Here is a 22,086-nt window from a genome sequence, read left to right as displayed (position 1 = left end):
AACCAATGTCCGATGGCGAGACGTTTTCGGCGTGAGCCCGGTACGGTCGGGCAGGCCCGAGCACACATGTGTCAGCCCAGCCAGTCCAGGGAGCCCCATGACCACCGCCGCGACCCGCCGCAGCGACCGGAGGATCAGTCCCGTCTTCGTCGGGATCGTGACTGTCATGGCGGTGACCGGCTGGGCCACCTGGACCGGATTCGCCGAGCTGCCCGGTATGGCCGTCTTCCTGTTCGTGACGGCCGCCTGGATCGTCTCGCTCTGTCTCCACGAGTACGCGCACGCCCGCACCGCGCTGCACAGCGGCGACATCTCGATCGGCGCCAAGGGCTATCTGACCCTGAACCCGCTGAAGTACACGCACGCCCTGCTGAGCATCGTGCTGCCGGTGATCTTCGTGATCATGGGCGGGATCGGGCTGCCGGGCGGCGCGGTCTTCATCGAGCGGAACCGCATCCAGGGCCGCTGGAAGCACAGCCTGATCTCGGCGGCGGGCCCGCTGACGAACGTCCTGTTCGCCGTCGTGTGCACGGCGCCGTTCTGGCTGCACGCCCTGGACGGCGTCCCGGACGCCTTCCGCTACGCGCTGGCGTTCCTCGCGCTGCTCCAGGTCACGGCCGCGATCCTGAACTTCCTGCCGGTCCCGGGCCTGGACGGCTACGGCGTGATCGAGCCCTGGCTGTCGTACGACGTCCGCCGTCAGGTCGAGCCCTTCGCGCCGTTCGGTCTGCTCGCGGTGTTCGCGGTGCTGTGGATCCCGTCGGTGAACCGCGAGTTCTTCGACATCGTCGATGCCGTCCTGCGCGGCCTGGGCATCGGCCCCGGTGAAGCGGACTGCGGCCAGTGGCTCTACCGCTTCTGGCAGGAGAACAACGACATCTGCCTGAAGTCCTGACCGGGCCTGAAGTCCTGACCGGCCTGGACTCCTGACCTGGCCGGACTCCCGGCCGGCCGCTACGCCCGGCCGCGCCGCGCGTAGTACCAGGTCATGTTCGACGACAGGCCCGCGATCAGCACCCACACGATGCCCAGCCAGCTGCCCTGGACGAACGAGACGACGGCCGCGGCCACGGAGAGGACACAGACGGCGAGGGCGTAGAGAGCGAGGCGGGGCATGGGGTCGGCTCCTGTCGGGGGGACACTGCTTTCGACCAGTGTCCCCCACGCGACCTATACGTCCGTCACCCGCAGACCCGCGTGGGCCTTGTAGCGGCGGTTCACCGAGATCAGGTTGGCGACCAGGGCCTCGACCTGGTGGGCGTTGCGCAGGCGGCCGGAGAAGACGCCACGCATACCGGGGATGCGGCCCGCGAGGGCCTGGACGATCTCGACATCCGCCCGCTCCTCGCCGAGGACCATCACATCGGTGTCGATCTCCTCGATCTCCGGGTCCGCGAGCAGCACGGCGGAGAGGTGGTGGAAGGCCGCGGTCACCCGGGAGCCGGGCAGCAGGGCGGCGGCCTGTTCGGCGGCGCTGCCCTCCTCCGGCTTCAGCGCGTACGCGCCCTTCTTGTCGAAGCCGAGCGGGTTCACGCAGTCGACGACGAGCTTTCCGGCCAGCTCCTCGCGCAGCGATTCGAGGGTCTTGCCGTGACCTTCCCACGGCACGGCGACGATCACGATGTCGCTGCGGCGCGCGGTCTCCGCGTTGTCGGCTCCCTCCACACCGTTGCCGAGCTCCTCGGCCGCGCTCCGCGCACGGTCAGCGGCGCGCGAGCCGATGATCACCTTCTGCCCGGCCCTGGCGAGCCGGTAGGCGAGGCCCTTGCCCTGCGGACCGGTGCCACCGAGCACGCCGACGACGAGCCCGGACACGTCGGGCAGGTCCCAGGGGTCCTTGGCGGGGGCCTTCTGTGCACTGTCAGTAGAGGTCATGGGCCGACTTTACGTGCGCGCGCGGCGGCCGTGGGTCTCAGGTGGCCGCGCTCCCCGGGTGACCGCGGTCACCCGAGCCCGGCCACCGGGACGCGCCGGAAGGTGATCGTCTCGTAGGCGCCGAAGTCACCGGTCTCGTAGAGGAGTCCGACGGTCGCGGTGTCGACGCGCACGAGATCGGAGTACGCGGCGGGCAGCCCGTCCACCGTATGCGCGGACCGCCAGGTGGTGCCGCCGTCGGCCGAGGCACGGATGGTCATCAGGGCGCGGAACGCCGGATCCGCGGGTCCGGAGTACAGGAGCAGGTCGGGGTCGCGGAGCTGGAGGAGGCTGCCCTGGACGACGGGGGTGACGAGGCCGGCCTGCGGGCGGAAGGGCTTGACCAGGGTTCTGCCGCCGTCGCGGGAGTGGGCGTCGGCGCGGTTTCCGGGCGACGGGGAGTCGTTGCGGGCGCTGAAGTAGACGCGTCCGTCGGGGAGTTCGGCCGCGCTGGTCTCGTTGACGTTGACGTAGCCGTTGGTGTTCTCGTCCAGGTAGCCGAGGTACCAGGTCGCGCCGCGGTCGTCGCTGAGCAGGCAGTGGCCGCTGTTGTACTTCGCCTCGGTGCCGTTGTCCGTGCCCGTGGGCGGCAGGGTGTGGTTGCCGGGGACCAGCACCCGGCCGGAGGCGAGCTGGACGGCGTGCCCGGGCGTGGTGGCGTACCAGCGCCAACCGGCCTTCTTCACCTGCCCGGTGATCTCCTTCGGGGCCGACCAGGTGAGCCCGTCGTCGTCGCTGTGCTGCACCCATACGCGCCGCCCGTCGGCCACCTTCACCTTGCCGCGCAGCAGGGCGTCCTCGGTTGCGGAGGCCGCGCTGCGGACGTGGACGAGCAGGACGCGGCCCGTGTCGAGGACGACGGGCGCGGGGTTCCCGGCGAGGTTGACGCCGTTCTTGGCCACGGCCTGGAGCGGGCCCCAGGTACGGCCGCCGTCCGCGGACCGTTTGAGCACGATGTCGATGTTGCCGTGGTCGTGCGCGGAACCGACTCTGCCCTCGCAGAAGGCCAGCAGGGTGCCGGTTCCGGTGGCGACGACGGCGGGGATCCGGAAGCTCGCGTAGCCCTCGCGCCCGGCACGGAAGGGAACGCTCACCCCGCCACTCGCCGCCGCGTCCGCACTCGTGCCGGTGCTCATGCCGGTGCTCATGCCGGTGTTCGTCCCGGGGCCCGTACCGGTGCTGGGCTCGGCGCTCGACTCCGTCATGGTCGGGCTCCCTCCTGTGGTTGCTCGTGGGGTCAGTGGTGCGGACTTCTGCCCAACTTGGGCGAATTCGTGGTGAACTCCGGGTCACGAGTGGCAGGTTGCGGGAGGATGCGGCCATGGATGCCGTACGGGTCGCGCTGCTGCGCGAAGTGCTTGCCGGGACCGAATGGCTGGGTGCGACGCGGCGGTTCGGGGGAACGCTGCGGGGATCCGTGGTGTCGTACGGCGGCGGGCTGCTGCTGGTCGGCTCGGAGGAGTACGAGCCCTGGCACCTCGCGGCGCATCTCGTGGACGAGGCGGCGTGGTCGGGGACGCCGGAGCTGTCGCCGACGCTGGTGCGGCACGGGGCGCGGGAGTCCGATCCGGCTCACCTGGCGGTGGGGCTCGGACGGATCGAGGCGGCCCGGCGCGGCGAGACACTGCTCGTGGTGGCGCCGGACGCGCCCGGGGCCCCGCTGCTGGAGCGGGTGCACGACGCCCGGCGGGCCGGTGCGACGGTGCTGGCCCTGTCCCGGGGAGACGGCGAGCTGCCGGCGCTGGCCCACGAGTCGCTCGCCGTGCCGCCGGACCCCGAGCTCGATCTCGACACCGTGCAGCATCTGGTCAGCGCGGCGGCCGGGGAGAACGCGCTGCCCTCACCCCGGGGGCGACGCCGCTTCCGCGACCGGCTGTCCCGCTTCGCGGACCAGTTGACGGCCCCACCGTCGTACCGGTGGTAGCGGAAGCCGGCTCCGGCACCCCCGGCGGCGGCCGGTAACCCGTGCTCGCCGTCGGGGGCCGGGGACGTATCCCGGTCCGTGGCCGACGCCGTAAAGCAGTTGCCCCGCGTCCTCGCTCCGCCGAGCATGGCCCGTCGTGAGTGATGACGTTCCCTCTTCCCCGCTGCGTGCGCTGCTGCCCGATCTCGCGCCCTGGCGGACCTCCGCCGACTTCCGGCGGCTGTGGGTGGCGGGGCTCGTCACCAACTTCGGGAGCTTCCTGACGTTCGTCGCGCTGCCGGTGCAGATGAAGACGCTCACCGGTTCGGCGGCGGCGGTCGGTGCGATCGGCGCCGTGGAACTGATCCCGATGGTCGTCTTCGGGCTGTACGGCGGGGCGCTCGCCGATGCCCTGGACAAGCGGAAGCTGATCATCTGGACGGAGGCCGGGCAGGGCGTGCTGTGCGCCGTCCTGCTCGTCGACGCGACACTGCCGCACCCCGCGGTCTGGCCCCTCTACGTGGTCGCCGCGCTCTCCGCCGCCCTCGGCGCGGTCCAGCGCCCCGCGATGGACGCCCTCACCCCGCGGATCGTGGCCCACGAGCATCTGACGGCCGCGGGCGCGCTCAACTCGCTGCGCTGGACGGTGGGCGGCGTCGCCGGCCCGGCGCTGGCGGGCGTCGTCGTGGCGTACGCCGGACTGGGCTGGGCCTACGCCGTCGACCTGGTGACCTTCGCCGTCTCGGTGGCCATGATCGCGGGGATCGCCCCGTCGCCGGCCTCGCACGAGGCGGCGAGACCGTCGCTGCGGTCCATCGCCGAGGGCGCGCGCTACGCGTGGAGCCGCAAGGAACTCCTGGGCACCTACGCCATCGACCTCGCGGCGATGTTCTTCGCGATGCCGCTCGCGGTGCTGCCGTTCCTCGCGGACGAGCTGGACGCCGCGTGGTCGCTGGGGCTGATGTACGCGGCGATTCCGGCCGGCTCGCTGCTCGTCAGCCTCACCAGCGGGTGGACCTCGCACGTACACCGGCACGGGCGGATGGTGGCGCTCGCGGCGGCGTGCTGGGGGCTGGCGATGGCCGGCGCGGGTGTGGCGCACAACGTCTGGCTGGTGCTGCTCTGCCTCGTTCTCGGCGGCTGCTGCGACATGGTCAGCGGAATCTTCCGCGCCGCCATCTGGAACCAGACGATCCCGGACGAGCTGCGCGGACGGCTCGCCGGGATCGAGCTGCTGTCGTACTCCGTCGGGCCCCAGCTCGGCCAGGTCCGCGCCGGTGGCATGGCCGCGTGGGCGGGCGTACGGACCTCGGTCTGGGCCGGCGGCGCGCTCTGCGTCGGGGCGGTGGGGCTGCTCGCCGTCGGCCTGCCGAAGCTGATGTCGTACGACGACCGCACGAACGAGCACGCGCTGCGGATGCGGTCCGCACGGGCGGAGGACTTCCCGCCCGCGCCCCCGGTGACCGCTTCCTGAGGGGACGCGTGCGGCCGCTCGCCGGGCCCGGGTCGCCCACGACCGCCCCGCGGACAAGAAGGCTCAGGCCAAGACAGAGCGGGCCAGGACCGAGCAGGCCAAGGGCAGGGTCAGGAGGCCCGGCGTCTCCGCAGCCCTCGGTCCTCGGTCCTCGGTCCTCGGTCCAGGGCCCGGTGTCTCAGTCGTCCTCGGAGCCCGGCGCCTTGCCCGTGGCGTCGTGCCACTTCGGGTCCGTCTCCCACTCGAGGTTCCGCTCCCGCGCGAGGTCCATCGCGTGTTCGGCCTCCGCACGGGTGGTGTACGGGCCGAAGCGGTCCTTGGCCGGGCACTCGGGGCCTTCCTCGACCTTCTTGTGCTCCAGGCAGTAGTACCACTCGCCGGGCTTGCCGACCGTCCGCTTCTTGAACAGGGCCATCACCAGCTCCTTTCGCCAGGGACATGTTCCCCCATGCCCGCTGGTTAGACTCGCTGCCATGTCTGGCCAGTCGCTGCTCGTACCAGGGGAGCTCTCTCCCACCCTTCCCGTGCCGGGAAACATCAGGCGTCCCGAGTACGTGGGAAAGCCCGCCCCCACGCCGTACACCGGACCGGAGGTGCAGACGCCCGAGACGATCGAGGCGATGCGGATCGCCGGGCGGATCGCCGCGCAGGCGATGGCCGAGGCCGCGAAGCTCATCGCGCCGGGTGTGACGACCAATGAGCTGGACCGGGTGGCCCACGCCTACATGTGCGACCACGGCGCCTACCCGTCGACCCTCGGCTACCGCGGCTTCCCCAAGTCGCTGTGCACCTCGGTCAACGAGGTCATCTGCCACGGCATCCCGGACTCCACGGTCCTGCGCGACGGCGACATCGTCAACCTCGACGTGACGGCGTACATCGGCGGCGTGCACGGTGACAACAACGCGACCTACCTGGTCGGCGCCGTCGACGAGGAGTCGCGGCTGCTCGTCGAGCGGACCCGTGAGTCCCTCGACCGCGCGATCAAGGCCGTCAGGCCGGGCCGTCAGATCAACATCATCGGGCGCGTCATCGAGTCGTACGCGAAGCGGTTCGGATACGGGGTCGTCCGGGACTTCACCGGGCACGGAATCAACTCGTCGTTCCACTCCGGGCTGATCGTCCCGCACTACGACAGCCCGCACGCGACCACCGTCATCCAGCCCGGGATGACCTTCACCATCGAGCCCATGCTCACGCTCGGCACGCACGAGTACGACATGTGGGACGACGGGTGGACCGTCGTGACGAAGGACCGGAAGCGTACGGCGCAGTTCGAGCACACCCTCGTCGTCACCGAGAGCGGTGCGGAGATCCTCACCCTGCCGTAGCCGTCCGGAGTTCCCGAGCCGTCTGAGCCCGCCCTGTCCACAGGGCGGGCTTTCTCATGTGGAAGCGACCGGGAATCGGGGTACCGTTTTACCGACAGGATGTCGGGAAGGCTGTTGACTTAGGTAAGCCTAACCATAGAAGATGCGCATGACCTTGCAACAGCTCTCGCCCTTCCTCAGCGGCTCCGGAGGCCCCATGAACGCGTCGGACACGTCGGCCACGATGAGCACGCCGGACACCACGAGCACGGCGAGCACACCCTTCTCGACGCTCATCCGTACCGCGTCGCACGAGCAGCACACCGAGGCGGAGACCTCGACGTTCATGAGCGACCTGCTCGGCGGCCGGCTCGGCGTCGAGGCGTACGCGCGCTACACCGAGCAGCTGTGGTTCGTGTACGAGGCGCTGGAGGCGGACGTCGAGCGGCTGGCGACCGACCCGGTGGCCGGGCCGTTCCTGCGGCCCGAGCTGCTGCGGCGCACCGCTCTCGAGCGCGACCTGGCCCATCTCCGGGGCCCCGACTGGCGCGAGACGCTCACCGCGCTGCCCGCGACCCGTGCGTACGCGGACCGTGTCGCGCGGTGCGCCCGGGAGTGGCCGGGCGGCTATGTCGCCCACCACTACACCCGGTACCTGGGCGACCTCTCCGGCGGCCAGATCATCCGCGGCAAGGCGGAGCAGACCTGGGGCTTCAGCCGCAAGGGGGACGGAGTCCGCTTCTACGTCTTCGAGGACATCTCCAACCCGGCCGCGTTCAAGCGGAGTTACCGCGAACTGCTGGACGGGGTCCCGGCCGACGATCTGGAGAAGCAGCGGATCGTGACGGAGTGCAAGCGGGCGTTCGCCCTGAACACCGGGGTGTTCCGGGCCCTCGGTGAGGAGTTCCCGCTGACCGCGTGATCATCCGTTCCCGGGCCCGGGGTTCGCCCCTGGCCCGGATCCCGGATTCCGAGTCCCGGGTCCCGGATCGCTCCGGGGAATCACGTGGGGTTCACGGCCGCGGGCCGGTGGGGGCTGGTCGCGCCGTTCCCCGCGCCCCTGACGGGGCCCCTAGCCCGCCCCACGCTGCTCCGATCCCTCCCCGCGGAAACCACCCGGCATACACGACCGCGGGCCGGTGGGGGCTCGTCGCGCCGTTCCCCGCGCCCCTGACGGGGCCCGTAGTCCGCCCCGTACGAACCCGATCCCTCCCCCGGGAAACCACCCCGCGTGCACGGCCGCGGGCCGGTGCGGGTCGGGCGCGCCGTTGGTCGCGTCCCTGGTGGGGCCCGTAGTGCGACGGGTCTCAGCGTTCCAGGTGGACCCGGCCGCCCACTTCGACCCAGTCGTTCGGCTGGGGGGCCGTGAGGAGCTGGGAGCCGCTGCCCTGGGTGATGTTGAGGGCGCGGCCCAGTTGCTGGGTCAGCAGCAGCGCCGCCGCTCCGGTGGCCTCGTCCTCCTCGATGCCGTCGTTCCGGCCGGGGAAGGCGCGGGCCCGCACCCTGCCGCCGGCCTCGTCCTCCCAGGCCCAGGCGTAGATCCACTCCCCCGACGGCGGCACCTCCAGCGCGTCGACCTCGGCGGCGGACGCGTACCGCCGGAGCGTCCGCGGCGGCGCCCACTCGGCCCGCGCCTCGATCCAGCTGAACTCGCCGTCCAGCCGGACCCCCACCGCACCGGCGGGCGTGACCAGTTCGGGCACGTCGAGCAGCCAGCCCACCCCGACGCACGGGTGCCCCGCGAACGGCAGCCGCAGCGTCGGGGTGTAGATGTCGATGACCCCGCGCTCGGGGTCGTCGACGAACACCGTCTCGCTGAAGCCCAGCTTCGCGGCGAACTCCTGCCGCTCCGCGCGGTCCGGCATCACCGAGCCCTCGCGTACGACACCGAGTTCATTGCCATACCCGCCGCCTGGTCCGCAGAAGACCCGCAGCACGTCGTAGTCAGTCACTCCGGCATTCAAACATCACCCCGGCCTGCACGAACAGCGGTCACCTCATGGGGCCGCCCGCCCCCGGCAGCTCCCCGTGTTCGTGGAGAGCGGTGTCAGGGATGGGCGGCCGGGTCTCCGGCGGACTACTGCGTACGCCGCCTGCGCATCGCGAACACCACGCCGGCGCCCGCCGCGACGGTCACCGCGGCCGCGGCTCCCAGCGCGCCGGCCGGCAGCTGCGAACCGGTGGAGGCGAGCGCACCGCTCACACCGCCCGTCGTGGACCCGGTCGTCCCCACGCCGCCGGTGGTGGTGCCCGATGAACCGCCGGAGCCACCCGCACCAGAACCCGAACCCGAACCCGACCCGCCGTTCCCGTCCGGCAGCTGCGCGTCCTCGCTCAGCGCGACCGACAGGTCGACCGGGTCGAGCGCGGCGCCCTCGGCGTAGAAGCCGCCGAACGCCTTCGCACCGGCCTTGGTCAGCGTGGCGGTCACGTCGTCGAGGGTGACCACGTCGTCCCGCGCCGCCAGGTCGGCCGCGTCCGCGCTCAGGTCGGCCAGGACGACATCCTCGGAGGTCTCGCCGAGGCTGTCGACGTCGGCGGTCAACTCGCCGGAGCCGCCGTCGAGTTCCACCGTGAGGCCGCTGAGGGTGAGGTCGAGTCCGTAACTGCCGTTCGCCTCGTGGCCCTTGAAGTTCACCGCGCCCTCGAAGGAGGCCGAGAGAGTGTCGGCGTCGTTGTCATAGGTGCCGGTGGCGTCCGTGAAGGTGAAGACGCCGTTGCCGGCGGCCTGCGTCGCGCCGCCGGTGGCGGCGATCTTCCCCTGGGCGGCACCGTCCACGACATACGTGCGGAAGGACTGCTTCACTCCCCAGCCGAGCGTGCCGTCGACGATCTCGCCCCGCGTGGCGACGCGGGTCTCGGAGGCCGAGGCACTCGGGCTCGCGCTCTCCGAAGCCGAGGACGAGGACGAGGACGAAGGCGACGCGGAGGACGAGGACGAGGACGACGACGTGGGCGACGCGGAGGCCGAGGTCGAGGACGACGACGACGGCTCCGGGGACGTGGAGTCCGTCGCGGTCGGGGTCGCGGTCGGCGACGGCGTGGCGGCCGGCTTCTGCACCACCGTCAGCGGATCGCCCGCGGCGCCTTCGTAGCTCGCGCTGCCGAGGACCGTCGCCGCCTCCTTGGTCAGCTTGGTCTCCATGCCGGCCATCGTGCGGGTCACGGTGACATCGGCGAGCGGGACGTCGTCCTGCGTCGTGCCACCGCTCGTCACATCGGCGGTGATCTCCGCCGCCCCGCTGTCGAATCTGACGTCCGACAGGGTGAGTTCGAAGCCGTGCAGCTTGGAGGCGATCTTCAGGCTGCCCGCGAAGCCGAGCCGTACGGCGTGGGTGTCGGAGTCGTACGTACCGCTGCCGCCGGCAAACGTGAAGGCGCCGTTGCCGGCCGCCTGCGTCGCCCCGTCGGCGGGGGTGAAGGAACCGGCCGCCATCCCGGTCACGTACGAGCGGTAGGACTGCTTGATGCCCCAGGTCAACTCGTAGTCCTTGAGCGGGGCTTCGGCGGCCGACGCGCTGGTCACGGCGAGGGCACCGGCCCCCAGGGCGACCGCCACGGCGGCGGCGAGTGCGAGGGGGCGGCGGCGATTGGCGGCCATGGTGGTGGGTCTCCTCAGGGGTGGGTGTCCTGCGCCGGGGGGCGCAGGAATCGATGGGGGTCAGTCCTTGTCCACGGATGGGGGCACGGACGTGGACGGGGATGGGAACGTGGATGGGGGCGAGGACGGGGGCGGGGACGGGGGCGCGGACGGGGGCGCGGACGGGGGCGCGGATGCGGGACCGGAGTCGGCGTCCGTGCCCGGCACGGTCGAGCCCGAGTCCGGCACGGTCGAGCCCGAGTCCGTCGCCGCCGAGCCCGAGTCCGTCGCCGCCGAGCCCGGCGTGTGCGCCTGTGCGGAGCGCGTACGGCGTCCGCGGACGGCCACGAAGGCGGCGGCCGCCGCGAGCAGGGCCCCCGCGGCGAGGCCGACCGGCAGGACGGATGCCCCGAGGGATCCGCCGTTCGCGGTGTTCTCGGTCTTCGGTCCGGCGGCGGCCTTCTCGGCCCCGGCCGTCCGCGAGGTCCGTGGCGCGGGTGAAGCGGACACGGAGTCACCCAGGTCGGGCAGGGCGGGGAGCCGCGCGTCGTCCGTGAGGGCGATGGAGAGCGTCAAGGGGTCCATCTCCGTGCCGGCCCGGTACACACCGCCGAACGCCTTGGCGCCACGGGCGGTCAACTCGCTCCGTGCTTCGGTGAGCTGGAGCAGGCCGTCCTTCGACGTCATGCCCTGGGCCGCGAAGGTCACGAGCGGGACCTTCTTCCCCGTGAGCTCCGCGCTCGCCACATCGGCGTAGAGCGTGCCCTTGCCGGCGGCGACGGTGACCCGCAGGCCGCTCAGCCGGAGGTCGAGCCCCTGACGGCCGGTGAAGCGCAGGGCTCCCTCGAAGGCGGCGGTCAGGGCGCGCTTCTTCCTGTCGTACGTGCCCTCGCCCGCGGGGAACCGGAAGAGCGCACCGCCGTCCCGGGCCCCGCCGCTCAGCGTCCACTTCCCGTCGGCGACGGACCCGGTGACGTACTCGCGGAAGGTGCGGCGCACACCCCAGTCGACGGCGCCGTGCTCGATCGCCCCCGATGTCGTCTTCTTCGCCGGGGACTTGGCCGGCGCGGCGGTGGGTGTGCTCGACGGCCGGGGCGAGGCCGCGGCCCGGACGTCCGCCTCCAGGCTCACCGGATCGAGTGCCGTGCCCGCCGTGTAGTACCCGGCGAAGGACTTGGCGCCCTGTGAAGTGAGCGTGGCGGGAAGGTTGTCGAGCCGGACGGCGGTGCCGCCGCCCTTCATGTCGATACCGCCGAGCGAGAGGGCGGCGAAGGGCACCTGTGGGGACGTCGTGACCGCCCCGGTGCCCTTCGCCTTGCTGGTGATGTCGACGTAGAGCGTGCCGCCACCGCCGGAGAGGCGGACGGTGGGACGGCTGATCGTCATGTCGAGCTCGTAGGCGCCGCCGCTCTGACGGTGTCCGACGAAGTGGACCCCGCCGGAGTAGGACGCGGCGAAGGCGCCCGTGTCGCCGTCGTAGGAGCCGGTGGCCGAGTGGAAGCGGAACTGGCTCGCGCCGACCGTGGCCGCGCCCGCGGTGAGGGAGTAACTCCCCTTCGCGATGGGCCCGGTGACGTAGCTCTGGAAGGACGATTTGATGCCCCAGTCGAGCCGGCCGCCCTGCACGGTGCGGTTCGCGGCGTGTGCGGCCGTGGCGGTGAGCAGAGCGCCCAGCACGGCCGCGCAGACCGCGGCGGCCAAGGCCCTCGATCGCGCGGGCATGGGTGTCCTCCGGATTCCGGGAGCCTGAAGAGGCGGTAGCGACTTAGGTAAGGCTAACCTAAACTATCGTCCGGACGTGCTGGAAGAGGACCGAGAGGACTGACGGGACAGTGCAACGCTTGCGCACACGACTGGCGGGGGCACTGCTGTCCGCGCTCGCCCTCGCCCTGACCGGATGCGGGGGCTCCGCCGACTCCGCGCCGTCGGCGGCCACCGGGGCGGCCGGAACAACCGGAACGGCCGGCGGCAACCGTGTCGAACCCCTGCGATCCCCCGGGACACCCCGGCTCCCGGTCACGGTGCGGTCGTCCGGCGGTGTGAGGACCACCGTCGAGAAGGCCGACCGGATCGTTTCCCTGTCCGGCGGCCTCAGCGAGATCGTCTTCACGCTCGGGCTCGGCGACCGGGTCGTCGCCCGCGACATCACCGCCACCTTCGACCAGGCGAAGAAGCTCCCGGTCGTCACCCGCAACCACGACGTCTCCGCCGAGAGCGTGCTCTCCCTCGAACCCGACCTCGTCCTCGCCGAGACGACGACCGGGCCCGACGAGGCCATGGAGCAGATCCGCGACGCCGGTGTCCCCGTCCTCGTCGTCGACCCGGCGCGAAGCCTCGACGACGTGGGCCCGCGCATCCGGACGGTGGCCGACGCCCTCGGCGTGCCCGCGGCCGGGAAGCGGCTGGCACAGCGGTCGCGGGACCGGATCGCCGCCGTGCGCAAGGCGGTTCCGGCCCACGCGGATCACCCGCGCGTCGCCTTCCTCTACCTCCGCGGCTCCGCCTCCGTCTATCTCATCGGCGGCCGGGGCTCGGGCGCGACCTCACTGCTGGAAGCGGCCGGAGCGGTCGACGCGGGTGCCGAGTCGGGCCTCGGGAAGGACTTCACCGCCATCACCACCGAGTCGCTCGCCCAGGCCGCGCCCGACGCCATCCTCGTGATGTCCAAGGGCCTGGAGTCCGTCGGCGGCGTGGACGGGCTCGTCCGGATCCCTGGAGTCGCACAGACTCCCGCCGGCATGAAGCGCCGGGTGGTGTCCGTCGAGGACGGGGTGCTCCTGAACTACGGGCCGCGCACGGACCAGGTACTGAGCTCGCTGGTACGTCAGTTGTACGGGGAAGCCCGGTGACCGCCGCCGGGACCACGGAAGCGGCCTCCGGGAGGACCGCCGAACCGGCCGCCGAGGAGACCGCCGCCCCTCCCGCGCGGAAGCGGTCGCGCGGGGCTCCCTGGCTCCTGACCGCCGGACTGCTCGCCGCCCTGCTCGTCCTGATCCCCGTGGCCGCGGGGCTCGGCGCGTACCCGATCCCCACCGGGGACGTGCTCGCCTCGGTCGCGCACCGGACCGGTCTCGGGGGCTCCGCGCTGGACCGGGTCCCGGAGTCGGTCCTGTGGGACGTGCGCTTCCCGCGGATCGTGCTCGCGCTGCTCATCGGCGGCTCGCTGGGCTGCGCGGGCGCCCTGATGCAGGGCGTGTTCGGCAATCCGCTGGCCGAACCCGGCGTCATCGGCGTCTCGTCGGGCGCGGCGGTCGGCGCGGTCGCCGCCATCGCGCTCGGCCTCGACTTCCTCGGCACCTTCACGGTTCCGGCCGTCGCCTTCGTCACGGGCCTGGCGGCCGTCCTGCTCGTCTACGCGATGTCACGCTCGGGCGGCCGTACCGAAGTCGTCACGCTGATCCTCACCGGGATCGCCCTGAACGCCTTCACGGGCGCGCTGATCGGTCTGTTCCTGTTCTTCGCGGACTCGGCGGCCGTCAGCCAGATCACCTTCTGGCAGCTCGGGTCGCTGGCCCAGGCGACCTGGCCGAAGGTCCTCGCGGTGCTGCCCTGCGCCGCGATCGGCCTGTCCGTGGCGCCGCTGTACGCCCGCAGACTCGACCTGCTGGCCCTCGGTGAACGCCCCGCCCGGCATCTGGGCGTCGACGTCGAGCGGTTGCGGATCGTCCTCGTGCTCGTCATCGCTCTGCTCACCGCGGCGGCCGTCAGCGTCTCCGGGATCATCGGCTTCATCGGTCTCGTCGTACCGCACCTGCTGCGCATGGCCGCCGGGCCCGGCCATCGCTTCCTGATCCCGGGCAGCGCGCTCGGCGGCGCCGCCGTGCTGCTCGCGGCCGACCTCGCCGCCCGGACGATCGCGCAGCCCGCCGAGCTTCCCCTCGGCGTCCTCACCGCCCTGCTGGGCAGCCCGTTCTTCCTCTGGCTGCTGCGCAGGACCCGCCGCAAGCAAGGAGGCTGGGCGTGAGATCCCTTCGAAGCGACACCGGGCGCACGCTCCTGAGGTTCCCGCGCACGGCCAGGAGCCTGCGGCTCTCCGGTACGGCGCGGCACGCACCGCCTCCCCCGGCCGCCCCCGGCGACGTGCTCGCCGCGGCCGAGGGTCTCCATGTCCGGCTCGGCGCCCACGAGGTGCTGCGCGGTGTCGACGTCGCCGCCCGTGCCGGCGAGGTGCTCGCGCTGGTCGGGCCCAACGGGGCGGGAAAATCAACCCTCCTGTCCGCGCTGGCGGCCGATCTGCCCGCCACGGAAGGGGTCGTCCGTCTGCACGGGCGCCCGGCGGCGCAGTGGACCGCGGCCGAACTCGCCCTGCGCCGGGCCGTTCTCCCCCAGTCGGCGTCGCTCTCCTTCCCGTTCACGGTCGAGGAGGTCGTCCGGATGGGGCGGGCGCCCTGGGCCCGCGCTCCGCGGGACGACGACGCGGCGGTCGCCGCCGCCATGGCGGCCACCGAGGTCACCGCCTTCGCGCCCCGCTCGTTCGCCGCGCTCAGCGGCGGGGAGCGCGCGCGGGTCGCGCTCGCCCGGGTGCTCGCGCAGCGCGCGCCGCTGCTGCTGCTCGACGAACCGACCGCCGCCCTCGACCTGCGGCACCAGGAGTTGGTGCTGCGGGTGTGCCGGGAAAGGGCGCACGCCGGGGACGCGGTGGTCGTGGTGTTGCACGACCTCGGGCTCGCGGCGGCGTACGCGCACCGGGTCGCGATTCTGTGCGCCGGTCGTGTCGCGGCCCACGGCCGGCCGGCGGAGGTCTTCACCGACGGGCTTCTGACCGACGTCTACCGGCAGCCGGTCGAGGTGTTGCCGCACCCCAGGACCGGCGCCGCCCTGATCACCCCGAAACGGGACGCTTGACCATCCCTTGACCTTTTCATGGGGTCCGGTTTGAGTCACCGTGATCAAGCCGTTCCTGTGCGCCATCTGTGAGAGCTGAATCACTGCACGGCCGGGTATCAGTGAGGGAAGCCTCAGATAAGTTAGGCCAGCCTCACCATGCCGAACGGGCCCCACCGTACGGTTTGTCCGAACTTCTCTTGGAGCCTGAATGCGAGCCGTCCGACTCTCTGTTGTCACCGCTGCCGCCACCGCGGCCGCTCTGGCCGCCGTCACGGGTTGCACCGAGAAGAGCGACGCGAAGAACGGCGACGCGATCCAGGTGACCGCCGCGGACTCGAAGTGCGAGACCTCCGTCAAGACCGTTCCGGCCGGCCAGGTCACGCTGAAGATCGAGAACAAGGGGTCGAAGGCCACCGAGGTCGAGATCGTGTTCCCCGACGACCGGATCGTCTCCGAGAAGGAGAACATCGGCCCCGGCACCAAGTACACGCTGACCGCCGAGGTGAAGGCCGGCTCGTACGAGATCGCCTGCCGTCCGGGCATGAAGGGCCACGGCGTCCGCCAGAAGCTCACCGTCACCGGCGGCAAGGTCGCCAAGCGCGACCCGCGTCTGGACAAGGCCGTCGCCGCGTACCGCGAGTACGCGCAGGAGCAGGCCGACGCCACGCTGCCGAAGGCCGAGGCGTTCGCCAAGGCCGTCAAGGCCGGTGACATCGAGGCCGCGAAGAAGGAGTTCGCCTCCTCGCGTCTGGGCTGGGAGCGCACCGAGCCGGTCGCCGAGTCCTTCGGTGACATCGACCCGAAGGTCGACGTCCGCGAGGACGGCCTGGAGGAGGGCCAGGACCCGGCCACGGACTGGACCGGCTGGCACCGCCTGGAGAAGTCCCTCTGGCAGGACAAGAAGATCGGTGACCGCGAGAAGGAGCTCGCCGGTCTGCTGGTCACGGACCTGACCGACTGGCAGAAGCGGGTCGGCAAGGCCGAGATCACCCCGACCTCCATGGCCAACGGCGCCAAGGAGCTGCTGGACGAGGTCGCCAGCGGCAAGGTCACCGGCGAGGAGGACCGCTACTCGCACACCGACCTGAGCGACTTCAAGGGCAACGTCGAGGGCGCGCAGAAGGCGTACGAGCTGCTCAAGCCGGTCGCCGCGGAGAACGACGCCGCGCTGGCGACGGAGCTCGACAAGCAGTTCGCCGCACTGAACACGCTGCTCGACAAGTACCGCACGGACAAGACCTCGTACGACTTCACCTCGTACGACAAGGTCGGCAAGGCCGACCGCAAGGAGCTCCAGGACGCGGTCAACGCGCTCGCCGAGCCCCTGTCCAAGCTCGCCGCCGCCGTCGTGAAGTAGGAGCAACGCCATGACGGACCCCCAGGACAGCACGGACAGCACCGACAGCACGGACGGCACGCAAGCGGCCACGTCGGCCGGCACCGGCTCCGCGCCGTCCCGGCGTTCGTTGATCGGCTGGGGTGGTGCCGGGCTCGCGCTCGGTGCCGCCGCGGCCGGCGGCGCCGTCGCGATGACCCGTACCGGCAACGACGTCGATCCGGCCGCGGCCGAGACCGGCGCCGCGGTCGCCTTCCACGGCACGCACCAGGCGGGCATCGCGACAGCGGTGCAGGACCGGCTGCACTTCGCCGCGTTCGACGTGAAGACCGACGACCGGGCCGCTTTCGTCCAGCTCCTCAAGGACTGGACGGCCGCCGCCGCCCGGATGACCGCCGGGCACGCGGTCGGCGAGGGCGCGTACGGCGGTCTGGCCGAGGCGCCGCCGGACGACACCGGTGAGGCGCTGGGACTCAAGCCCTCCCGGCTGACGCTGACGATCGGCTTCGGTCCGTCCCTGTTCGAGAAGTTCGACCTGGCGGACCGGCGGCCGGAGGCGCTCGTCGACCTGCCGAGGTTCCCGGGCGACAACCTGGACAAGGCCCGCAGCAACGGCGACCTGTGCATCCAGGCGTGCGCGGACGACCCGCAGGTCGCGGTGCACGCGATCCGCAACCTCGCCCGCATCGGTTTCGGCAAGGTCGCCGTCCGCTGGTCACAGCTCGGCTTCGGCAAGACCTCGTCGACCACTCCGGAGGAGCAGACCCCGCGCAACCTGATGGGCTTCAAGGACGGCACCCGCAACATCGCGGGCACCGAGACGGACCGGCTGAAGAAGTTCGTGTGGGTGGACGAGAAGGACGGTCCCGACTGGATGAACGGGGGCTCGTACCTCGTCGCCCGCCGTATCCGGATGAACATCGAGACCTGGGACCGCACCCCGCTCCAGGAGCAGGAGGACATCTTCGGCCGCGACAAGGGCGAGGGCGCCCCCGTCGGCAAGGCCAGGGAGCGCGACGAGCCGTTCCTGAAGGCGATGAAGCCCGACGCCCATGTCCGGCTCGCGCACCCCCACTCCAACGACGGGGCGACGCTCCTGCGCCGCGGCTACTCCTTCACCGACGGCACGGACGGTCTCGGCCGTCTCGAAGCGGGCCTGTTCTTCCTCGCGTACCAGCGGGACGTGCGCAAGGGGTTCATCCCCGTGCAGCGCAACCTGTCGCGTATCGACGCGCTCAACGAGTACATCCAGCACGTGAGTTCGGCGATATTCGCCGTCCCGCCCGGCGTCCGTGACAAGGACGACTGGTGGGGCCGCGCGCTGTTCTCCAAGGAGGCGTAGCCGTGTTCGGCAACTACCTGATCGGGCTGCGCGAGGGCCTGGAAGCCAGCCTCGTCGTCTGCATCCTCATCGCCTACCTGGTCAAGACGGATCGCAGGGACGCCCTGAAGCCGATCTGGATCGGCATCGGCGTGGCGATCGCCGTGGCGCTCGGCTTCGGCTGCGCCCTCGAATTCGGCTCCCAGGAGATGACGTTCCAGGCGCAGGAGGCGCTCGGCGGCTCGCTGTCGGTCCTCGCCGTCGGCCTGGTCACCTGGATGGTCTTCTGGATGCGGCGCACCGCCCGCCACCTGAAGTCCGAACTGCACGGCAGGCTGGACGCCGCCCTGGCCATGGGAACGGGCGCGCTGGTCGCGACGGCGTTCCTCGCGGTCGGCCGCGAAGGCCTGGAGACCGCCCTGTTCGTGTGGGCGTCGGTGCACGCGGCCAGCGACGGCACACCCCGCCCGCTGATCGGCGTGGCCCTCGGCCTGGCCACCGCGGTCCTCCTCGGCTGGCTCTTCTACCGCGGCGCGCTGAAGATCAACCTCGCCAAGTTCTTCACCTGGACCGGCGGCATGCTGGTCGTCGTCGCCGCGGGCGTCCTGGCCTACGGCGTCCACGACCTCCAGGAAGCCGACTTCGTCCCCGGTCTGACGAACCTCGCCTTCGACATCAGCAACACGATCGACCCCACCAGCTGGTACGGCACCCTGCTGAAGGGCGTCTTCAACTTCCAGCCCGACCCGACCGTCCTTCAGGTCACGGTGTGGGCGCTGTACTTGGTCCCGACGCTCACGATCTTCCTCGCCCCGGTAGGGTTCGCCTCCGGGAAGGGGAAGGTGAAGGCACCTGATGAGCAGGGATCGCACGGGTCGCAGCCCACGAAGGCCTCGTAGTCCCATCCGTTTCGCCCTGGCGACGGGGACGGTGGCCGTCCTGTCCTTGGCGGCGAACGGCTGCGTGGTGGTGCACGGCGAGCGAAAGGTCGTGCCCGCGGCGACCGCCGCCGAAGCCGCCCGCGCGCTGGGGGACTTCACCACCGCCTACAACGAGGCGGACAGGACGTACGACCGTTCCAAGGACGCGGACCGGGTGTCCGGTCCGCTCGCGGACATCGACGGCGCCAAGCTGAAGGCCGGGCACACGAACAACCCGGGCGGGAATCCGGCGCATTCGCCGCTGAAGTTCAGCGACGCCGAGTACGCGGTACCGGCGAAGGCGGGCTGGCCGCGCTGGTTCGTGGCGAACGCGGCGGCCAACAAGGGTGTGCCGGGCAGCCGTTGGCTGCTCGTCTTCACCCGGGACAGCGCCGACGAGGTGTGGCAGGCCTCGTATCTGACGGTCCTCGGCGCCGGTGACGTACCGAAGTTCACGAAGGACAAGGACGGCTGGGCGCAGCCGGTCACGGCCGACGACGCGGCGCTCGCGATAGAGCCGGAGAAGCTCGGCCGGACGTACGCGACCTATCTGAAGGCGGGCGGCGACACCTTCGCCGCGGGCGTCCACACCTCGCAGTGGCGGGCCCAGCGCAAGAAGTTCGCCAGCAAGCCCGGCCTCGCCAGGCAGTACATCGACGAGCCGCTGACCGCGCGCGCCTACGCGCCGGTGGGGCTGCGCACCGCGGACGGCGGGGCGCTGGTGTTCTTCGCCACGCAGCGCTTCGAGAAGCAGACCGCCGCGGCGGGCACCGCGATTCCCGCCCCGAGCGCCGACGTCGAGGCCCTGACGACCGGTGAGGTCAAGCAGTCCCTCACCCTGGAGTTCGTCTCCAACCAGGTCGTCCTGGACCCGGCGAAGGGTTCGGGCGACCAGCGGGTGTCGGTCCTCGGACGGATCGAGGGGCTGACGGGGGCCAAGGGCGAGTAGCCCGGCCCCCGCTCCGGCCGGCCGGGCGGGATCTCAGCCCCGGTGCGGCCAGGCGGCGAGCTGGTCCGCGCCGTTCTCCCCGGCGTAGCGGGCGCATTCGTCGGTCAGGATCTCCAGGAGGGTGAGCGGATCCGGCAGCGGGTGCTCGGGCCCGCGCACCCAGTCGACGCTCAGACCGCCGGGCAGCTGGGCCGGCGGCACGAGGACGTAGGAGCCGCGGCAGTGCCAGCGGAAGCCGGGGTGCTCGTCCATCGTCTCGGGATGGCAGTCCAGCTCGCAGGGCCACCACTCGTCCTCGTCCTCGGGCGTACCCCGGGTGAGGGTGAAGAAGAGCATGCGTCCGTCGCCGGTCCGAGCGACGGGTCCGACCTCGATGTCGGAGGCCAGTATCCGCTCCAGCGCCTCGCGCCCGGCGTCCAGCGGGACGTCGAGGACGTCGTGCACCATGCCGGTGGCGGTGATGAAGTTCGCCTTCGGCTGGTGCCGGGCCCAGCGCTCGATCTGCGCGCGGTCGGTCGTCGACTGTGTCTGCCAGGCGAAGGAGACGGGGTGGCGCGCGGGGGTCGGACAGCCGACACGGTCGCAGGAACAGCGGTAGCCGGAGGGGTACGCGGCCTGCGCGAGCGGCAGCCCCGCGGCGGCGGCGGCGAGCAGCAGGGCCTCACGCCCGCCCTCGGACGTCTCCGCAGGGGCCTTCGGCCTGCGTCCGCGCAGCCACTGGGAGATCCTGCCCTGCGCGCCGGAGCGGCGGCCGAACTCTGCGCTCATCTATCCCCTCGCCTCGCCTCGGTGCACTCGTCCTTCTTGCCCATGGTCCCACCATCCTGCGCCCCGGGTGGCCGGAGCCGACAACCGGGGTAGGTGGGGCGATGCGTTCACCCCACCCTGATCAGGCGTTATTTCATGAAGTGCGGAGATTTCTCCCCCCTCAGCGGGGGGCGATACCGTGCAGGGCGTAGTCGACGAGCGTGTCCGTGTAGTCGTACGAGATCGGGGCCGTGCGCTGGAGCCAGCGCTGGGCGAGCGGGGAGACGAACAGCTCCAGGGCGATCCGGGGGTCGATGTCCCGGCGCACGTCGCCCTTGGCCTGTGCCGAACGCAGCCGCCGCACGTACAGCTGGAGCTGGGGCTCGAGCAGTCTGGCCACGAACTCGGCGCCGAGCCGCTCGTTCACGAGGCCCTCGGCGGCCAGGGCGCGGGAGGGCACCTCGAAGGCGGGGTCGAGCAGCTCGTCGACGGTGGCGCGCAGCACCAGCTTCAGATCGGCGGCCAGGTCCCCGGTGTCCGGGATCTCGTACGGCTCCTGTCCCGCCGCCCGGGCGGCCTGCTCGCCGAGGTCCATGAAGGCGTCCAGCAGCACATCGGCCTTCGACGACCACCACCGGTAGATCGTCTGCTTCCCGACTCCGGCCCGCGCCGCGATGCCCTCGATCGTGGTCCTGGGGTATCCGGCCTCGCCGACCAGGGCGAGGGCCGCGGCGTAGATCGCGCGCCGGGACTTCTCGCTGCGGCGGGTGGAATCGGGGCTGGAGCTGGGCTTCTCGGCCATGCGGGAAACCTATCAGGGCGGCGATACGGTGCGTCTCGCCTCCGGCGGGGGCACCGTCCCTCCGGTGGACACGGCCCGTTCGCCTCCCGCTCCCGGGACGGTGCGCACCGCACCATGAGCATCAACTGCCCCTGCGGTTGCGTAAGGAGCCCTCCTTGCATCCTCTCCGCCGCGCCACGCCCCGGCGCTACCTCATGTGCCCACCGGTGCACTTCGACGTCACGTACGCGATCAATCCGTGGATGGACCCCGCCAAACCGGTCGACGTACCGCTCGCCCTCGCCCAGTGGGAGGACCTCCGGGACCGCTATCGCTCCCTCGGCCACTCGGTCGAGGAACTCGCGCCCCGCCCCGGGCTGCCGGACATGGTCTTCGCGGCGAACGGCGCGACGGTCGTGGACGGCCGGGTGCTGGGCGCCCGGTTCGCCTACCGGGAGCGCGAGCCGGAGGCCGCGGCACACCTGGAGTGGTTCCGCGCCCGCGGTTTCGCGCGCATCCGCGAGCCGGCGCACATCAACGAGGGAGAGGGCGACTTCGTGGTCACGGGGTCGTACCTGCTCGCGGGCCGCGGTTTTCGCGCGAGCCCGCTCTCGCACGGGGAGGCACAGGAGTTCTTCGGCCGTCCGGTGATCGGCCTGGACCTGGTCGACCCGCGCTACTACCACCTGGACACGGCGCTCGCCGTCCTCGACGACACGGCGGACGAGGTCATGTACTACCCGCCGGCGTTCTCCCCCGGCAGCCGCGAGGTGCTGCGCCGGCTGTTCCCGGACGCGCTGACCGCCGAGGACGAGGACGCCGCCGCGCTGGGCCTCAACGCGGTCTCGGACGGCCTGCACGTGCTGTTGCCGCAGGAGGCGACGGGCCTCTTCGACCCGCTCCGGGAGCGCGGCTTCGTGCCCGTCGGCGTCGACCTCGGTGAGCTCCTCAAGGGCGGCGGCAGCGTGAAGTGCTGCACGCAGGAGCTGCGCGGCCGGGCCGGGACCTAGGAGGCCGGGAGCGG

Annotated in this window: 22 protein-coding genes; 13 read left to right on the top strand and 9 right to left on the bottom strand. The window is 71.9% G+C overall.

Features of this window, described 5'->3' with window-relative positions:
* Positions 1-97 precede the first annotated feature (97 nt).
* Positions 98-895, top strand: a complete 798-nt coding sequence (locus OOK38_RS21640; RefSeq protein ID WP_266758083.1) for a site-2 protease family protein — start codon at positions 98-100, stop codon at positions 893-895.
* 59 nt (positions 896-954) lie between these two features.
* Here the strand turns inward: OOK38_RS21640 and OOK38_RS21635 are convergent, their stop codons facing one another.
* From OOK38_RS21635 to OOK38_RS21625, 3 genes are all read right to left on the bottom strand, one after another.
* Positions 955-1,116, bottom strand: coding sequence for a hypothetical protein (locus tag OOK38_RS21635; RefSeq protein ID WP_266758085.1), 162 nt, complete (start codon positions 1,114-1,116; stop codon positions 955-957).
* A gap of 54 nt (positions 1,117-1,170) precedes the next feature.
* A complete protein-coding gene (gene npdG / locus OOK38_RS21630; protein ID WP_266758087.1) occupies positions 1,171-1,875 on the bottom strand; it encodes an NADPH-dependent F420 reductase in 705 nt (234 codons plus the stop codon).
* A 68-nt stretch (positions 1,876-1,943) separates the two neighbouring features.
* The gene (locus OOK38_RS21625) at positions 1,944-3,050 is read right to left on the bottom strand and encodes an exo-alpha-sialidase (protein ID WP_266765650.1); all 1,107 of its coding nucleotides are present in this window, start codon (positions 3,048-3,050) and stop codon (positions 1,944-1,946) included.
* A 185-nt stretch (positions 3,051-3,235) separates the two neighbouring features.
* On the opposite strand from OOK38_RS21625, the gene OOK38_RS21620 reads away from it, so the two are divergent.
* Both OOK38_RS21620 and OOK38_RS21615 read left to right on the top strand, forming a co-directional pair.
* Positions 3,236-3,838, top strand: a complete 603-nt coding sequence (locus tag OOK38_RS21620; RefSeq protein ID WP_266758089.1) for a hypothetical protein — start codon at positions 3,236-3,238, stop codon at positions 3,836-3,838.
* A 136-nt stretch (positions 3,839-3,974) separates the two neighbouring features.
* A complete protein-coding gene (locus OOK38_RS21615) occupies positions 3,975-5,291 on the top strand; it encodes an MFS transporter (protein ID WP_266758091.1) in 1,317 nt (438 codons plus the stop codon).
* 178 nt (positions 5,292-5,469) lie between these two features.
* Here the strand turns inward: OOK38_RS21615 and OOK38_RS21610 are convergent, their stop codons facing one another.
* Positions 5,470-5,706: a hypothetical protein gene (locus tag OOK38_RS21610; protein ID WP_266758093.1), complete on the bottom strand. Its 237-nt coding sequence runs from the start codon at positions 5,704-5,706 to the stop codon at positions 5,470-5,472.
* 58 nt (positions 5,707-5,764) lie between these two features.
* On the opposite strand from OOK38_RS21610, the gene map reads away from it, so the two are divergent.
* Both map and OOK38_RS21600 read left to right on the top strand, forming a co-directional pair.
* On the top strand, positions 5,765-6,622 hold the full coding sequence (map, locus tag OOK38_RS21605) for a type I methionyl aminopeptidase (RefSeq protein ID WP_266758094.1): 858 nt from the start codon (positions 5,765-5,767) through the stop codon (positions 6,620-6,622).
* 223 nt (positions 6,623-6,845) lie between these two features.
* A complete protein-coding gene (locus tag OOK38_RS21600; protein ID WP_266765651.1) occupies positions 6,846-7,523 on the top strand; it encodes a heme oxygenase (biliverdin-producing) in 678 nt (225 codons plus the stop codon).
* A gap of 385 nt (positions 7,524-7,908) precedes the next feature.
* On the opposite strand, the gene OOK38_RS21595 is transcribed toward OOK38_RS21600, so the two are convergent.
* From OOK38_RS21595 to OOK38_RS21585, 3 genes are all read right to left on the bottom strand, one after another.
* A complete protein-coding gene (locus OOK38_RS21595; protein ID WP_266758096.1) occupies positions 7,909-8,553 on the bottom strand; it encodes a PhzF family phenazine biosynthesis protein in 645 nt (214 codons plus the stop codon).
* A gap of 125 nt (positions 8,554-8,678) precedes the next feature.
* The gene (locus OOK38_RS21590) at positions 8,679-10,202 is read right to left on the bottom strand and encodes an HtaA domain-containing protein (protein WP_266758098.1); all 1,524 of its coding nucleotides are present in this window, start codon (positions 10,200-10,202) and stop codon (positions 8,679-8,681) included.
* A 60-nt stretch (positions 10,203-10,262) separates the two neighbouring features.
* Complete coding sequence (locus OOK38_RS21585) at positions 10,263-11,903, bottom strand: HtaA domain-containing protein (protein ID WP_266848687.1); 1,641 nt, start codon at positions 11,901-11,903, stop codon at positions 10,263-10,265.
* A gap of 110 nt (positions 11,904-12,013) precedes the next feature.
* Here OOK38_RS21585 and OOK38_RS21580 point away from each other — a divergent pair, with 110 nt between their 5' ends.
* The 7 genes from OOK38_RS21580 (at position 12,014) to OOK38_RS21550 (ending at position 19,534) form a co-directional block, all read left to right on the top strand.
* A complete protein-coding gene (locus tag OOK38_RS21580; protein WP_266758101.1) occupies positions 12,014-13,030 on the top strand; it encodes a hemin ABC transporter substrate-binding protein in 1,017 nt (338 codons plus the stop codon).
* A gap of 107 nt (positions 13,031-13,137) precedes the next feature.
* Positions 13,138-14,145 (top strand): iron ABC transporter permease, encoded by a 1,008-nt coding sequence (locus OOK38_RS21575; protein ID WP_266765652.1) that lies wholly within the window; start codon positions 13,138-13,140, stop codon positions 14,143-14,145.
* A gap of 59 nt (positions 14,146-14,204) precedes the next feature.
* Positions 14,205-15,026 (top strand): heme ABC transporter ATP-binding protein, encoded by an 822-nt coding sequence (locus OOK38_RS21570; RefSeq protein WP_266765653.1) that lies wholly within the window; start codon positions 14,205-14,207, stop codon positions 15,024-15,026.
* A gap of 190 nt (positions 15,027-15,216) precedes the next feature.
* Positions 15,217-16,365, top strand: coding sequence for an iron uptake system protein EfeO (efeO, locus tag OOK38_RS21565; RefSeq protein ID WP_266758102.1), 1,149 nt, complete (start codon positions 15,217-15,219; stop codon positions 16,363-16,365).
* 10 nt (positions 16,366-16,375) lie between these two features.
* Positions 16,376-17,686, top strand: coding sequence for an iron uptake transporter deferrochelatase/peroxidase subunit (efeB, locus tag OOK38_RS21560; protein WP_266758103.1), 1,311 nt, complete (start codon positions 16,376-16,378; stop codon positions 17,684-17,686).
* Between the two features lie 2 nt (positions 17,687-17,688).
* Positions 17,689-18,564 (top strand): iron uptake transporter permease EfeU, encoded by an 876-nt coding sequence (gene efeU, locus OOK38_RS21555; RefSeq protein WP_266848686.1) that lies wholly within the window; start codon positions 17,689-17,691, stop codon positions 18,562-18,564.
* Positions 18,521-19,534 carry a hypothetical protein gene (locus OOK38_RS21550; RefSeq protein WP_266758106.1) on the top strand — a complete coding sequence of 338 codons (1,014 nt, stop codon included), beginning with the start codon at positions 18,521-18,523 and terminating at the stop codon, positions 19,532-19,534. Before efeU ends, OOK38_RS21550 begins: the two co-directional genes overlap by 44 nt.
* 33 nt (positions 19,535-19,567) lie before the next feature.
* Here OOK38_RS21550 and OOK38_RS21545 read toward each other — a convergent pair whose 3' ends face one another.
* Positions 19,568-20,302: a bifunctional DNA primase/polymerase gene (locus tag OOK38_RS21545; protein ID WP_266848684.1), complete on the bottom strand. Its 735-nt coding sequence runs from the start codon at positions 20,300-20,302 to the stop codon at positions 19,568-19,570.
* Positions 20,303-20,462: 160 nt separating this feature from the next.
* Positions 20,463-21,083, bottom strand: a complete 621-nt coding sequence (locus OOK38_RS21540; protein WP_266758109.1) for a TetR/AcrR family transcriptional regulator — start codon at positions 21,081-21,083, stop codon at positions 20,463-20,465.
* Positions 21,084-21,238: 155 nt separating this feature from the next.
* Between OOK38_RS21540 and ddaH the strand changes: the two genes are divergently transcribed.
* Positions 21,239-22,072, top strand: a complete 834-nt coding sequence (ddaH, locus tag OOK38_RS21535; RefSeq protein ID WP_354006128.1) for a dimethylargininase — start codon at positions 21,239-21,241, stop codon at positions 22,070-22,072.
* The last annotated feature ends 14 nt before the right edge of the window (positions 22,073-22,086 follow it).

Source organism: Streptomyces sp. NBC_00568 (assembly GCF_026341855.1).
Lineage (GTDB): Bacteria > Actinomycetota > Actinomycetes > Streptomycetales > Streptomycetaceae > Streptomyces.
Note: the sequence above shows the minus strand (reverse complement) of the source record. Positions and strands in the feature narration are given on the sequence as shown.